The sequence below is a fragment of the Vibrio sp. PNB23_22_6 genome (assembly GCF_052877535.1).
On record NZ_JBNFXP010000034.1, the window covers coordinates 1 to 13,202 of the forward strand.

Here is a 13,202-nt window from a genome sequence, read left to right on the forward strand (position 1 = left end):
GTTGGTTTTAGTGTTTAAGGCGGTATGCGGCAACTTCGGTATTGCGTTGCTCACCCCTTAACAGGGCGTTAGTTTGCTAAAGGCTAGCGATTAACTAGCCTAAGCTTGCTCTCACATCAGCAATGGTGATGAAGAGTTTATTTTCAGCGTCTTCAAATGCTTGAAAACCATAGCGTTCATAGAAGTGTTTCGCACCGTCTTTGGCATCAACGATAACAACTGGAAATGCAACGCTATCACTTGCAGCTAATAGCTTTCTGAGTGCGTCAATAAGCAGCCACTCACCAAACCCTTTTCCTTTGTATCGGTCATCGACAGCAAGGCGGGCAATCAGACCACCAGAGGTGGATGATTGGTGTTTTTTTTGTAACTTATCAGGCAATGCCTTTAAGTCAATTGGTGTCATTGTTAGCGTGTAAAAGCCGATGACATGTGAGTTGTCGCGATCATCTTCCAAAACAAACGTTCTGGTGTTGTCTTTTTTTGCTTGCTGACTCGCCATTACTTTTAAGTAATTATTGAGAGCTTCGATGCCACAGTTGAATCGGTTTCTATCGTGTTTAGCTTTATCTAGAAGTACCGTATTCATCATTGAGTTTTGCTCTCGTATCGATCAGCAGCAGCTTTTAGTTTTGAGTTCTGTGTAGCAGGGCGATCTAAAGCTTCCATGAGCAACATCGCATCTGCTTGGCTCAGTTTTAAAGCCTGTTCACGTTCGATGACTTGTTTAGCTTTTTCGATTGCAGCGCTTAGAACAAACGAGTTGATGCTAGACATGCCGGCGATCGCCGCAGCCTTAGTAAGTAAGTCTTGTGTATCGACATCAACTCTAGCGGTGATGCGAGGCAAAGTAGTAGCCATAATGTTATCTCCTGTTGTGTCAAAATGTCACACATGTATTATGGTCTTAAAGTGTGCAATAAGCAATCTCTGTGTCACTTTGGCACGCAAACTAACAAACAATTTAAGAGTGATTCGGCACGCTTGGCATTTTTACTATGCGTTAATTTTAGTGATTAAGGTGGTATGTGGTGGCATCGGTATTGCGTGCCTCACACCTTAATTGGGCGTTATGTTTTTAGAGGTAATTAATAATTGTTTGAGTGGATTTTAGATGCATTTAGCACATCTTCAGGTAAGTCTCAGTTCATATCGATAGTCGTGTCTTCATGTATCGCAATAACCGTTTTGTTGCTAAATCAGCGCTTTAACAATCAGCGTGAACGAAAGAAATTGCATGCTGAGAAGATTGAAGAGCTCTATATAACCGTGATCGAGTATTTGGATGCGTCAGATGACCTTATTACGGATATACAAAAAGGTACGTACAGGAAAGACTCGGGCTATCACGGATACAACGAATTAACATACGCTAAGCGAGAAGCTACATTAGGTAAAATTGAAATGCTTTTTGCTCTTTATTTCCCAGAAATACCATTTAGCAAGGCTGACTATGACATAGATATACTTCCAGTATTTTGGGCTTCAGTTAGTGGAAAAATTGCTAGAGGTGAAGTATTGGGTGATGAAGTGCTTGTTGAGTCTAGGGAAAATCTCAAAAATGCCTCAAAAGCTTTAAAGTCTATGTGTAAGCAGTTGATGTATAAGAGATCAATTTAGAACAAACATAACAAACTGTTCAAGAGGGATTCGCAACGCGTGGCATTTTCACTATGCGTTGGTTTAAGTGATTAAGGTGGTATGCGGCGGCTTTGGTATTGCGTTGCTCACCCCTTAACAGGGCGTTAGTACGGGATGGGCATCAAAGGTTGTAAAATTTGGTGTTTATTGGTTTCTTTGCTCTGCTTTACAGCGGCTCAAATGTGCCTTTCACGTTCTCTCCGGTGGCACTAGATGCGCAGTGATTGCGTTGCCAACGTCGTTTACGGCTTCTAACTTTCGGTCAATTTCACTGGCGCGGTTTCTTTGTCTCGGATGGTTTCGCGGCGAAAAATCGTTTCTTTGGTGTCGTCGGGAAAGCTCGAAGTCAGTCTCCTTTGCAAATTTAAAGGTGCTGAAAATCATCGAGTTTTGCGTGTTCTTCTTCTAGCCAACTCGCGTTTTGAGTATTGGTTTAAGATTGGCAGTTGTCCGTTTAGCTTTCGCGTATTACACCATAAGTTTCGTGCTATATTTCAGTATCTTGGCGAGTGCCATAAGCTTTAAGGGCTGCGCACTAACAAGCTGCTCAAGAGGGATTCACAACGCGTGGCATTTTTACTGTGCGTTGAATTTAGTGATTAAGGCGGTATGCGGCAACATCGGTATTGCGTTGCTCACCCCTTAGCAGGGCGTTAGCTGAATAAAGAAACATAGGAGTATGGTGGTAATGGAAATATTTTTTGTTGGTTTATCTGCAATTTCAACATTAGCGGCTGCCGCTGCTGCGTGGTTTTCATATCAAGTATCTAAAGACAATTTTAAATTTCAAAAAAAGGTAACTAATAACCAAGCCACTTCCTATCAGCTTAATAACGTATTGGAGTTGCTCATTAAGCTTAAAGTTGAATTGAAAGATATTGGTTCATTGTCAGATGATGAATTTTTGATGCTTGAGCCTCAGTTGCAAGAGATAAAAAAACAAATAAATGTATTGGCGCATCTTGTTCAGCTAAGACCTGAACTGATTAAATTAAGGGACGCGAAAGATGTGGCTCACTTAGTAGACCAAGAACTTGAACTTACTATCGAAGTTATAAAGAGTGAAATCAAAGCCCTTTGGGATTAATTCAGCTAACAAACGCTTTAAGACGGATTCGCAACGCGTGGCATTGGTGGTTTGCGGAAAGTTTAGTGATTAAGGTGGTGTGCGGAGGCATCGTGTTGCGTTGCTCACCACTTAAGCGGGCGTTATAACTACCGTCCGATTTGAACTCCCTCGAATTACCTGCTTAGCTCTTTGCACGGTTCGACTCTCATGACTAGTCTAGTATTACATTAAAATCAGATACATATGAGAGTAAGTATGTTTAAGTGTCCAAATTGTAACGCGCCCATTTCTATTGGTGCCAAGTTGACAATAAGCCTGGATAAACACATAACATGTAAGAAGTGTTCACAAGAACTAAAGTCGGTCAGGTTGTTCATATATGCAGTTATTTTTATCGCCCCTTCAGTTATGTCGTTACTGGTACACTACGCTGACCTCAATTACTTGGCTGCAGCAGGGGGCACATTTGCACTTTGCTTCTTTCTATTAGCATGCCAACCATTAAGGAAAATGTAGTTATAACAAGGCGTTTAAGAGGGATTCTCAACGCTTGGCATTTTCAGTTTGATTCAGCTTTAGTGTTTACGGCACAATGAGTTAGGTTGGGTGGTGGCGTTGTTCACCCCTTAACGCGGCGTTAAGTTTCTGGAGAAGTAATGAAGTACGATGATTTAGGTGATGGTTGGTCAAAAGTAACTGTATTAGACACAGAAACATCAGATTTTTACAATCGCTATTACTATAAGCGAGTTAAAGCCAAAAGAGTTGAGATCACGACACCTAAAGCTCTGGTCTTAGCTTCATATACCTTGATTGAAAAAGATTTACGTAGTGTTGCAGTATGGCTCAATGAAATAGAGTCGATGATGAAAGCGGATGTCAAACTTGCTCAAGATCCGAAACACAGAAAGTCTGGTCATGACCGAACGAGATACAATTTAATTAAAGGGTTGTTTGTGGCAGCGTTAACTTTTTATGCGAAGTGTTTCGCTACTTGCGAAGGTCGAAAGGTCAAACTTGAAAAGAAGAATCTTGATGAAGATTTTCAAGAGAAACATCAATCTGCTATTGATATGCGGAACAACTTTGCTGCACATAGTGGGGCGGAGAAGGTAGAAAAAGTCAAAGTTGTATTAGCTTTGGATACAAAGCGAAGAAAAGGGGCTATTCCTTACTTTACTCGTGAGTTAGGGCAACCTGACACATATACGTTAGAAAATCTCGCTGAGTTTCGAGGTTTAGTTGAGCATGTGAAGTCTTTTGTTGACGAAAAAATTGATACTTTGAATAAAAAGGTACTTCAAGACGACATCATTTCGAAAGGTGGAGACTATTGGTACAAAGAAACTTAACAAACGACTATGGCGTCAATAGCTAATTTTTCGCTATGTTCTCATCCCACATGACGCCATCTCTTAACATAGAATTTAGTATCACAACCATCTTGCGAACGCAGGCTATGATGGCAACTTTTTTAGGTTTTCCAGTAGCAACAAGACGAGTATAAGTCGCTTTAAATATTGGATTACATTGCATGGCAGACATCATCGCCATATATAAAACTGTCCGTACTTGTGCACGTCCACCTTGGATTACTCGCTTGCCCTTGTAGCGCCCACTTTCTCTCGTTATTGGGGCAACGCCAATGAGAGAAGCAGCTTGCTTATTGGTGATGTAACCTAACTCAGGCACATTACTGATTATCGATGCCGCAGCGATGTTTTCGATGGCACACTGGTTTTTTGCCCGTTAACAAGGCGTTATGCGGTTTAAAAAAATAAATACGGAGAATGTAGTGATTGTATATGGAGATTTGCAGTCTGGTAACTGCTTGAAAGTAAAACTACTGTTGTCATTTCTAGAGATTGAGCATGAGTGGAAACACGTCAATATCTTGGAAAAAGAGACTCAAACACCCGAGTTTCTTACTCTAAACCCTAACGGAAAAATCCCAACCGTTGTTTTGAATAATGGGCAAGTTTTGAGTGAATCAAATGCAATATTAAGTTATTTCGCTGAAAGTACAGCATTCTTGCCTGAAACTCGGTTTGAAAAAGCAAAAGTGTTCGAGTGGCTTTTCTTTGAGCAATACTCACATGAGCCTTATATTGCTGTCGCTCGGTTCATACAAAAATATCAGGGTATGCCGGAAGAGCGAATTGATGAATATAACTCTCTTCAATCTGGAGGCAATAAAGCGCTACAGATTATGGAATCACAGTTAGGTAAGTCTTCATTCTTAGTTGGTGACTGTGTAACTATCGCAGACATCGCTTTGTATGCCTATACTCACGTCGCACATGAGGGGGGCTTTAGCCTTGATAGCTTTCCAAATATCGTAAAATGGTTAGGTAGGGTTTCATCAATGAAGGGCTATGTGGGCATGGCGTAACCAACCGCATAACAAACGCTTTAAGACGGATTCGCAACGCGGGGCATTTTTGGTTTCAATCAGCTTAAGTGTTTACGGTGCAATGGTTTAGGTTAGGTGGTAACGTTGCTCACTACTTAACGCGGCGTTAGTTTGCTGTAGGCTAGCGGTTAACTAGCCTAAGCTTGCTCTCACATCAGCAATGGTGATGAAGAGTTTATGTTCTGCGTCTTCAAATGCTTGAAAACCATAGCGTTCATAGAAGTGTTTCGCACCGTCTTTGGCGTCAACGATAACAACTGGAAATGCAACGCTATCACTAGCTGCTAATAGCTTTCTGAGTGCGTCGATAAGCTGCCACTCGCCAAAGCCTTTCCCTTTGTATCGGTCATCGACGGCAAGACGGGCAATCAGACCACCAGAGGTGGATGATTGGTGCTTTTTTTGTAACTTATCAGGAAATGCCTTTAAGTCAATTGGTGCCATTGTTAGCGTGTAAAAGCCGATGACATGTGAGTTGTCGCTATCATCTTCCAAAACAAACGTTCTGGTGTTGTCCTTCTTTGCTTGCTGACTCGCCATTACTTTTAAGTAATTATTGAGAGCATCGATGCCGCAGTTGAATCGGTTTCTATCGTGTTTAGCTTTATCTAGAAGTACCGTATTCATCATTGAGTTTTGCTCTCGTATCGATCAGCAGCAGCTTTTAGTTTTGAGTTCTGTGTTGCAGGACGGTCTAAAGCTTCCATGAGCAATATCGCATCTGCTTGGCTCAGTTTTAAAGCCTGTTCACGTTCGATGACTTGTTTAGCTTTTTCGATTGCAGCGCTTAGAACAAACGAGTTGATGCTAGACATGCCGGCGATCGCGGCAGCCTTAGTAAGTAAGTCTTGTGTATCGACATCAACTCTAGCGGTGATGCGAGGCAAAGTAGTAGCCATAATGTTATCTCCTGTTGTGTCAAAATGTCACATGTGTATTATGGTCTTAAAGTATGCAATAAGCAATCTCTGTGTCACTTTGGCACGCAAGTTAACAAACAATTTAAGAGTGATTCGGCACGCGTGGCATTTTTACTATGCGTCGGTTTTAGTGATTAAGGTTGTATGCGGAAGCATCGCTATTGCGTTGCTCACCACTTAACGCGGCGTTATGTGTATTTAGAAGAACAAGGAAAGTTTACATGAAAAATATTGCAATGGGCGTGGTCGTAAGAGATGGAAAAGTTCTTATCCAAAAGCGCTTTAGACGAGGGCAAGGGATGGTATTTGAATTCCCCGGTGGTTCTATTGGCCCTGGTGAGTCAGGTAATCAAGCAGCAGTTAGAGAGCTGTGGGAAGAAGCGGGACTGTAAGGTTTATGCGACTCGGTAGTCATCAAGCTAAAAATGATTTTGGTGGTGAAATTCATTATGTTGTTTTACGTGCGGGTAATGATACTGAACCTCAAATGATTGATGAAGTAAGGCAGCAAACTTGCTTTTGGTTTTAGCCAAGTGCTATTCCACTTGGTGATTTTTATCGAGCTGATATCGAATTTATAGAGAATCACTAAGCCAACACTTAGTATCAAGTTTGAAGTGCAACACTTTTTACAGATGCGCATGAATATACTCCGTTGGTGTTCTATACCAAAGCCTTTTGCGTGGGCGCATATTTAATTTTGTGTGCAATTTCATTGCAGAGCTTCTGTGTCACGTATGACATAGAAGTTCGTTTTGGTAAGTATTGTCGTATCAAGCCATTGATGTTTTCATTAGTGCCTCGCTCCCATAAATGGTATGGATTTGCAAAGTAAAAATGTTTTTCTAGTTGTGCATAACCATGGAATTCAGTGCCGTTATCAGCAGTTATAGTTTTAAAAGGTAAATCAGAGCGGGTCATGATTTTGCTCATTCCCACATTGAGTGATCCCGTCGTTCGGTCGTCTAATTGGCCAATAAAAGTGTAGCCAGTCATTTTGTCGTTCCCAATATGCTGATAAATGAACTCGTGGCTCATTGTTGGATAGCCTCTTACCCTTAGGTATCCGACGATTTGGTCAGGACTCCAATCCAGTCGTAGCAAGGCACCAGGCAACCTAAAGTCGATTTCGTTGTAGAGCTTGTTTCTGCGTGACCGGCTCAGTCGATTACGAGCCATTTGTTGGGGTCTCCATGCTTGATAGGAGTACCTTTAAAGTGTCTGTTGTATCGGGAATTACGTTCAATTTCTCGATAGATAGTGGCTTTGTGACGACCCAGTTATTTAGCTATTTTAGTGGTACTAATTCCTTGCTTTCTGAGTACAGAAATCATACACCTTTCGTGCTCAGTGAGGTGCGTGTATTTCATGTTTTTTACTTCTTGGCGGGAGCAAACTTCATGATTATCGCATCTCACTGTTTTTATGTTCAGAGGTGTCGCACTTCGTACTTGAATCCAAGGTCACAATTAGAGGGTTATTTGTGATTTTGCCAAGCATAAAATTCTTTTCTTTGTCTTGAGGTAAGCGTTTTCAGCCTTCAAGGACAGTTCATCTTCAATTATGATATTTTCATAATTAGAAGGTTTTTTGCTAACGAATCCATTTTTTATATTTTCCGAGGAATCCCCATGTTTTCTTTTTCCAGACAGTTCAAAAAGTTTATATTCTGAATTAAGAGTTGGTTTTAAATTAAACCAATGAGAGATTTTATTTAATGTATAATCAGTGTTATTTATTATAGTCTCGGAATCTAGGTAGTATACATCTTTCATTTTGGCGTATTTAACAGCTATGTTTTCTATTTCGCTTAGTCTTTCTATGTAATATTTAGTTGCAAGGTCCACTCTCGCAAAATCGTGACTTGGATTGACTCTTTGGTAGAGTTTTACGATGCTTTTTATAGCCATATCTGGTCTTCTTAACATAAAGAAAAGAGACACATTATCTTGTTGAAAAATAGATTCTTTTATATGGTGTTCATTGTGCAGAATTTTGTCAAAATAGTAATCCGTTACAGGTTCTGCTGGGTTTTCACGAGAGAACTTTATCTTTTTTCTAATCAAGCTTTTCCAGCTGTAGTAACCAATATGGTGCTCATAATATCCTGATATATTATGATGGCTGCCAAAAATGTGCCCTAGTAAAGTAGTATTTGCTCGCATATGGCTTATAAGAATGATGTGTTTTTTCGGTAACAAAAGTGCTGGTTTTTTAATAGCTTCGACTAACATGTTAATTCCTTTTAAATGTTACGTATAGACTGTTCTGAAGTAGGGTTTTTGACTTTATATATTAAAGTTAAACCACTTAAATACAAAGAGAATAGAAACCATTTTAAGCTAAATCGAACACCTAACGCTTGTCTTGAAAACGATGCACTTTTTTCATAATCTTTGTTTCTATATAACTCTTCCGTCAATTTTTTTAAAATATACATTTTATTTCTAATGCAAACATCCCTTACATTAGATGTTTTTGAAAAGATTAATCCTTTGTTATACATTCTAAGTTGGTAAATAAATCTTTCTATATCAGATGATACGGTAGAAACATTATCTTTTTTCTTAGCGTTTGGAATGTTGTGTCTAGCTATGAACCTTGGACTGAATAATATTATTCCTTGTGCTAAGTCTATCGTTCTCAAGTAAAGATCTCTATCTTCTTCGTAACGAATATCCTCGTCCATACCACCTATTTTTTCAAAAAATTCTTTACGGATGATTGAACAATTAAGATGAGAAAATCCATTGCTTTTAGTTAAATGGGTCACATCTAAAACCGTATTTCCAAGGTTGTCTTGCTTAGTATCCTCGAACCGAGAAATTAAATCTTCAAGCCATATACATTTGCTGCTTTCCTGGCCATTTGGATCGTATGCTTTCTGATTTGTGTAATAAGCATCAACGATTTCAGTATGAGATATAATTGATTCATGTGCAGTACTTAAATGCTCATTATCAATCCAAAGATCATCATCGTCTAGAAAACATAAGTAGTGACCGTTGGATACTTGTGCACCATAATTACGTGAGTAACTTGAACCATGGCCTTTAGGTCTGTGTATGAGATTGTAAAACCTGACGTTAGCTTGGCAGCCTGATTCTATCTCTTTGTACATTTTCATCGATTTGTCATCACTACCGTCATTGACAATAATGATTTCTATATTATCGAATGTTTGGTTGATCGCAGATTCAAGAGCACGTTTGAACAAAATCGGTCGATTTCTTGTAGGTATAATGACAGAGAAAAAAGGGACTTGTGATGTACTATTATCCATAAAATTACTCTTCCCAATCGAATTAGCGAGTACACAGAACTCACAGAGTGAACATTTAAGTACATCGGCATCACCTAGAACGGGGCCTAACACTCAGCTAGTTCATGTTAAAATTCTACATTTAACTATAACACCAGATCTTTGAAAAGATAGTAAGAATAGTTTTTACTATTAACACCATAGCCGATCTATACATCACCAATTTATCAATAGTAATAATGTACCTATCTCTCGATATTGCTTCATATGACAAGACATGTCTATCGTAAACCATGGATTAAGCATAGATTAGTGATTTAGTCTAAAGTGTAGTGTGGCAACTCTAAAATTAGCAACGTTTTGAGAAACTCAGTTAACAAGGATATTGGCTGTGGAAAATTGGCTAGGGACAGTGGGCTACTCTTTGTCAGGAGTCGCGTATCTATTTTCGTTTCTTTTGTTGATCTTTACACAAACAACGTCACAGCAACGAACTTTGCTTGCAGCTACATTTGCGGTTGGAGGAGTGTGGTCAGCGGGCTTTGCGGTGCAAAGCTACTATGGAAACTTTGCGCTCTACGTGTTTAGCCTAGAAACATTGAGAAACGCAATGTGGATAGCCATACTGGTCAATATATTAGATCGTGATGCACAATTCTTCCGTTTGGTTGCAGGCAGTAAGCTTAGAGTGTGCATTTCGACGTTGTTAGTTTTGTGTTTAATCATAGAAACAGGCCTTGGAGGGGGCACGGGAAGATACGAGGTATTCCTCATCCTTCACCTCGGTCAAGCGATTTTAATTCTTTGCTTGATCGAGCAACTCTATCGTCGCACAGCAAAGGTTCATCGCTGGAAGGTTAAGCCGCTATGTTTAGGTCTTGGTTTAATCTATACCTATGATCTCGCCTTTTTTTCCGATGCTTTGCTTATCCAACGGATTGACGAGAGCTTTTTATATGGTCGTGGCTGGGTTTCTTTAATTGCTATTCCATTCATTCTTCTTACTGTAAGACGATTCCAACAGTGGTCTATTCGAATTTATGTATCAAGAGATATTCTTTTTCATAGTACGTTGTTAATAGTATCAGGGGGATACTTATTAGTGATGGCGCTTACTGGCTACTTGATCAAATATTTGGGGTATAGCTGGAGTAACATTGCTCAGTATGTCTTCCTGGCACTTAGCTGTTCAGTTTTGGTTAGTCTGTTCTTATCTGAATCATTGAGAAGCCAACTAAAAGTTTTCATTGTTAAACATTTTTATGAAAACAAATATGATTACCGTGAAGAGTGGATGAAATTTTCCGCAACGTTAGAAAGCGATAGTTCCACACCTTATCACGTTGCGCTGACTTCAATGATGAAACCTTTTAACTGTGAACAAGGACTTTTGTATGAAGTTAAGAATGACAGGCTAATTCAACGTGCTGAAAATAATGCTGTCTCACTTTATTATCAAGAGAACTTGGCTAATTTGTCGAGGCAAGCAATTGAACACGATTGGATAGTTGATATCGATGAGGCTAAGAGTAAACCAACTTCCATGCCATTTGAGTTCAATCATGAAGATATCGAGAATGTGGGTGATATAAAATATATTGTTCCTGTTTCTGGATCGGGAAACTTAAAATTTGTTTTCTTAATATCAAAAATCAATAGCACTAGTAAACTTGATTTTGAGGACAGAGATTTGATGAAGGTTATAGGTACACAACTTTCAGTCTTTATCAATCTACATGTCACGAGCACACAACTGGCGGAAAATGAACAATTTATTGCATTCAATCAAATGTCAACATTTCTCATTCATGATTTAAAAAATGTATTGGCTCAACTTGAATTACTTTCTAAGAATGCGATAAAGCACAAAGACAACCCTGAATTCATTGACGATGCGTTTGTGACTATTGACTCTGCGGCGTCACGCTTAAACAAAGTGTTATCACACCTAAGAAAACATCGAGTCCAAGATAGCGGAATAGAAAAAACCAACTTGTGCGAAATTGTCTTGCAAGCTTGCACTGAAAGAAAGAACGCATCACCTTCACCCATTTGCGACATACGACCTGATGAGAAGGTATTTATAGAAGCAGATAAAGAACGGATGAAGAATGTGTTCTCTCACCTAATACAAAATTCACAAGATGCAACTCAGCCAGATGGATGTGTAACAGTTTCGAGAATTAATAAGAAAGGATTCTTTGCTGTCAGTATTGAAGATGATGGTATTGGTATGTCTGAAGAGTTCGTTACCAAGCGGTTGTTTAAGCCTTTTGATACAACTAAAGGCAACGCCGGTATGGGTATTGGGGCGTATGATGCAAAAAAATTTGTTGAGCAGTTAAATGGGTACATTGAAGTCAGCTCGGTTGAGGGGGTCGGGTCAAGATTTGATGTATATATTCCAACCGACTAATAAAACTCTACTATAATCAGAATAATAGTCATGGTGTATAAAAGTGAAAGTTGTGCCAGAGGAAGGTGTGATGGAAAAGCTACTCGTCGTAGAAGATGATATTGGTATTCAAAAGCAGTTAAAATGGACACTAGATAACTATGATGTTGTATTTGCCAATGATAGGTCGTTGGCGATCTCATCCCTTCGACGATTTACACCTAGGGTGGTCACATTAGATTTGGGTTTGCCTCCGGATGAAGAAAACGCGAGCGAAGGGCTTGCTACTTTACAAGAAATTTTGTCGTTGAACCCGAGCTGTAAAGTCATTGTAATCACAGGAAACGATGACAACCAGAATGCACTTAAGGCAATCAAGTTAGGTGCCCATGACTTCTATCAAAAGCCAATTAACGATGAAGAACTGACCGTCATCATTAATCGAGCTTTTCTGGTTTCAACGTTAGAATCAGAGAATGCCAAGCTTGATGCTGTCGATTGTAGCGATACACCTATCATTGGCTCCAGCCCTAAGATGATGAAAGTTAAATCCATGATTGACAAAGTCGCTCCAACTGAATTGACAACGTTATTGTTAGGTGAAAGTGGAACAGGTAAGGATCTCATCGCACGAGAAATTCATCGTAAAAGCAGCCGAAGTGATAAGCCATTTGTTGCAATAAATTGTGCATCGATACCTGAAACCTTATTAGAAAGTGAACTTTTTGGTTATGAAAAAGGAGCGTTTACAGGAGCGCAGAAAACAACACCGGGTAAAATAGAATGTGCCGACGGTGGGACGTTATTCCTGGATGAAATTGGCGATATGCCCTATTCATTGCAAGCCAAACTGTTACGCTTTTTGCAAGATAAGATTATTGAACGAGTTGGCGGAAGAAATCAAATATCTGTCGATATCAAGATTGTATGTGCCACGCATCAAAATCTAAGAGAAATGGTGTTAGAAAAGACTTTTAGAGAAGATTTATTCTATCGTATTAGCGAAATTATTATCGATATTCCGCCATTAAGAGAGCGCAACGAAGATGTACTTACTATCAGCAGAACTCTATTAAACCAATCTGCTGACATGTTATCAAAGAACTTGAATGGATTTAGCGATGAAGCCATGAATGCGATCCTATCTTATCATTGGCCAGGTAACATTCGAGAATTACAGAATAAAATTAAGTCAGCAGCATTAATGAGTGAGTCTAAACTACTATCTGCCGAAGATTTGGGGCTAAATTCAAATCAATCGACAATAGAATTCAATCTCAAGGTCACCCGTGATAAAGCAGAAAGAGAAGCCGTATCAAAAGCATTGACCTATTGTGATGGGAATTTATCAAATACAGCGAAGTACTTAGGAATCACTAGGCCGACTCTTTATCAACTTTTAGATAAATACGCATTGAAGAATTCTTAGTTGTTCTTAATTGGCAAGAAAAAATTTAATTCTTTAGTCTATTTTTTAGAGCTGGACTTATTAGGGTTATAAA

Annotated in this window: 12 protein-coding genes and 3 pseudogenes; 7 read left to right on the forward strand and 8 right to left on the reverse strand. The window is 39.3% G+C overall.

The window, feature by feature from the left end; all coding sequences use genetic code 11:
* Window positions 1–94: 94 nt before the first annotated feature.
* Both ACVA54_RS18320 and ACVA54_RS18325 read right to left on the reverse strand, forming a co-directional pair.
* The gene (locus tag ACVA54_RS18320; RefSeq protein ID WP_185891283.1) at window positions 95–592 is read right to left on the reverse strand and encodes a GNAT family N-acetyltransferase; all 498 of its coding nucleotides are present in this window, start codon (window positions 590–592) and stop codon (window positions 95–97) included.
* Entirely contained in the window at window positions 589–861 is a 273-nt protein-coding gene (locus ACVA54_RS18325; protein WP_017420534.1) for a type II toxin-antitoxin system TacA family antitoxin, read from the reverse strand. The genes ACVA54_RS18320 and ACVA54_RS18325 overlap by 4 nt, the downstream gene beginning before the upstream one ends.
* Before the next feature lie 234 nt (window positions 862–1,095).
* On the opposite strand from ACVA54_RS18325, the gene ACVA54_RS18330 reads away from it, so the two are divergent.
* From ACVA54_RS18330 to ACVA54_RS18340, 3 genes are all read left to right on the forward strand, one after another.
* On the forward strand, window positions 1,096–1,620 hold the full coding sequence (locus ACVA54_RS18330; RefSeq protein ID WP_038899652.1) for a hypothetical protein: 525 nt from the start codon (window positions 1,096–1,098) through the stop codon (window positions 1,618–1,620).
* A 709-nt stretch (window positions 1,621–2,329) separates the two neighbouring features.
* The gene (locus tag ACVA54_RS18335; protein WP_446619665.1) at window positions 2,330–2,728 is read left to right on the forward strand and encodes a hypothetical protein; all 399 of its coding nucleotides are present in this window, start codon (window positions 2,330–2,332) and stop codon (window positions 2,726–2,728) included.
* A gap of 638 nt (window positions 2,729–3,366) precedes the next feature.
* The gene (locus ACVA54_RS18340) at window positions 3,367–4,062 is read left to right on the forward strand and encodes a hypothetical protein (protein WP_446619664.1); all 696 of its coding nucleotides are present in this window, start codon (window positions 3,367–3,369) and stop codon (window positions 4,060–4,062) included.
* Window positions 4,063–4,084: 22 nt separating this feature from the next.
* Here ACVA54_RS18340 and ACVA54_RS18345 read toward each other — a convergent pair.
* Window positions 4,085–4,438, reverse strand: a pseudogene (locus ACVA54_RS18345) (transposase); the annotation flags it as partial.
* A 67-nt stretch (window positions 4,439–4,505) separates the two neighbouring features.
* Between ACVA54_RS18345 and ACVA54_RS18350 the strand changes: the two are divergent.
* Window positions 4,506–5,102, forward strand: a complete 597-nt coding sequence (locus ACVA54_RS18350) for a glutathione S-transferase family protein (protein WP_119464479.1) — start codon at window positions 4,506–4,508, stop codon at window positions 5,100–5,102.
* Between the two features lie 153 nt (window positions 5,103–5,255).
* On the opposite strand, the gene ACVA54_RS18355 is transcribed toward ACVA54_RS18350, so the two are convergent.
* Both ACVA54_RS18355 and ACVA54_RS18360 read right to left on the reverse strand, forming a co-directional pair.
* Entirely contained in the window at window positions 5,256–5,753 is a 498-nt protein-coding gene (locus tag ACVA54_RS18355) for a GNAT family N-acetyltransferase (protein WP_446619386.1), read from the reverse strand.
* Entirely contained in the window at window positions 5,750–6,022 is a 273-nt protein-coding gene (locus ACVA54_RS18360) for a type II toxin-antitoxin system TacA family antitoxin (protein WP_075172915.1), read from the reverse strand. Before ACVA54_RS18360 ends, ACVA54_RS18355 begins: the two co-directional genes overlap by 4 nt.
* Window positions 6,023–6,264: 242 nt before the next feature.
* Between ACVA54_RS18360 and ACVA54_RS18365 the strand changes: the two are divergent.
* Window positions 6,265–6,635: pseudogene (locus ACVA54_RS18365) on the forward strand (NUDIX hydrolase).
* Between the two features lie 37 nt (window positions 6,636–6,672).
* Here ACVA54_RS18365 and ACVA54_RS18370 read toward each other — a convergent pair.
* From ACVA54_RS18370 to ACVA54_RS18380, 3 genes and pseudogenes are all read right to left on the reverse strand, one after another.
* Window positions 6,673–7,413: pseudogene (locus ACVA54_RS18370) on the reverse strand (IS30 family transposase).
* Window positions 7,414–7,512: 99 nt separating this feature from the next.
* Window positions 7,513–8,277 (reverse strand): hypothetical protein, encoded by a 765-nt coding sequence (locus tag ACVA54_RS18375; RefSeq protein WP_446580717.1) that lies wholly within the window; start codon window positions 8,275–8,277, stop codon window positions 7,513–7,515.
* A gap of 11 nt (window positions 8,278–8,288) precedes the next feature.
* A complete protein-coding gene (locus ACVA54_RS18380; protein WP_446596709.1) occupies window positions 8,289–9,326 on the reverse strand; it encodes a glycosyltransferase family 2 protein in 1,038 nt (345 codons plus the stop codon).
* Between the two features lie 370 nt (window positions 9,327–9,696).
* On the opposite strand from ACVA54_RS18380, the gene prsK reads away from it, so the two are divergent.
* Both prsK and prsR read left to right on the forward strand, forming a co-directional pair.
* Window positions 9,697–11,721 (forward strand): XrtA/PEP-CTERM system histidine kinase PrsK, encoded by a 2,025-nt coding sequence (gene prsK / locus ACVA54_RS18385; protein WP_446642739.1) that lies wholly within the window; start codon window positions 9,697–9,699, stop codon window positions 11,719–11,721.
* Between the two features lie 70 nt (window positions 11,722–11,791).
* Window positions 11,792–13,129 carry a PEP-CTERM-box response regulator transcription factor gene (prsR, locus tag ACVA54_RS18390; protein ID WP_446642738.1) on the forward strand — a complete coding sequence of 446 codons (1,338 nt, stop codon included), beginning with the start codon at window positions 11,792–11,794 and terminating at the stop codon, window positions 13,127–13,129.
* The last annotated feature ends 73 nt before the right edge of the window (window positions 13,130–13,202 follow it).

Excerpts from the sequence above, each read along its gene's own strand:
- ACVA54_RS18375 (WP_446580717.1), bottom strand. The coding sequence starts at position 8,277 with ATGTTAGTCGAAGCTATTAAAAAACCAGCACTTTTGTTACCGAAAAAA.
- ACVA54_RS18355 (WP_446619386.1), bottom strand. The coding sequence starts at position 5,753 with ATGATGAATACGGTACTTCTAGATAAAGCTAAACACGATAGAAACCGA.
- ACVA54_RS18340 (WP_446619664.1), top strand. The coding sequence starts at position 3,367 with ATGAAGTACGATGATTTAGGTGATGGTTGGTCAAAAGTAACTGTATTA.
- prsR (WP_446642738.1), top strand. The coding sequence starts at position 11,792 with ATGGAAAAGCTACTCGTCGTAGAAGATGATATTGGTATTCAAAAGCAG.
- ACVA54_RS18320 (WP_185891283.1), bottom strand. The coding sequence starts at position 592 with ATGATGAATACGGTACTTCTAGATAAAGCTAAACACGATAGAAACCGA.
- ACVA54_RS18335 (WP_446619665.1), top strand. The coding sequence starts at position 2,330 with ATGGAAATATTTTTTGTTGGTTTATCTGCAATTTCAACATTAGCGGCT.
- ACVA54_RS18325 (WP_017420534.1), bottom strand. The coding sequence starts at position 861 with ATGGCTACTACTTTGCCTCGCATCACCGCTAGAGTTGATGTCGATACA.
- ACVA54_RS18380 (WP_446596709.1), bottom strand. The coding sequence starts at position 9,326 with ATGGATAATAGTACATCACAAGTCCCTTTTTTCTCTGTCATTATACCT.
- ACVA54_RS18360 (WP_075172915.1), bottom strand. The coding sequence starts at position 6,022 with ATGGCTACTACTTTGCCTCGCATCACCGCTAGAGTTGATGTCGATACA.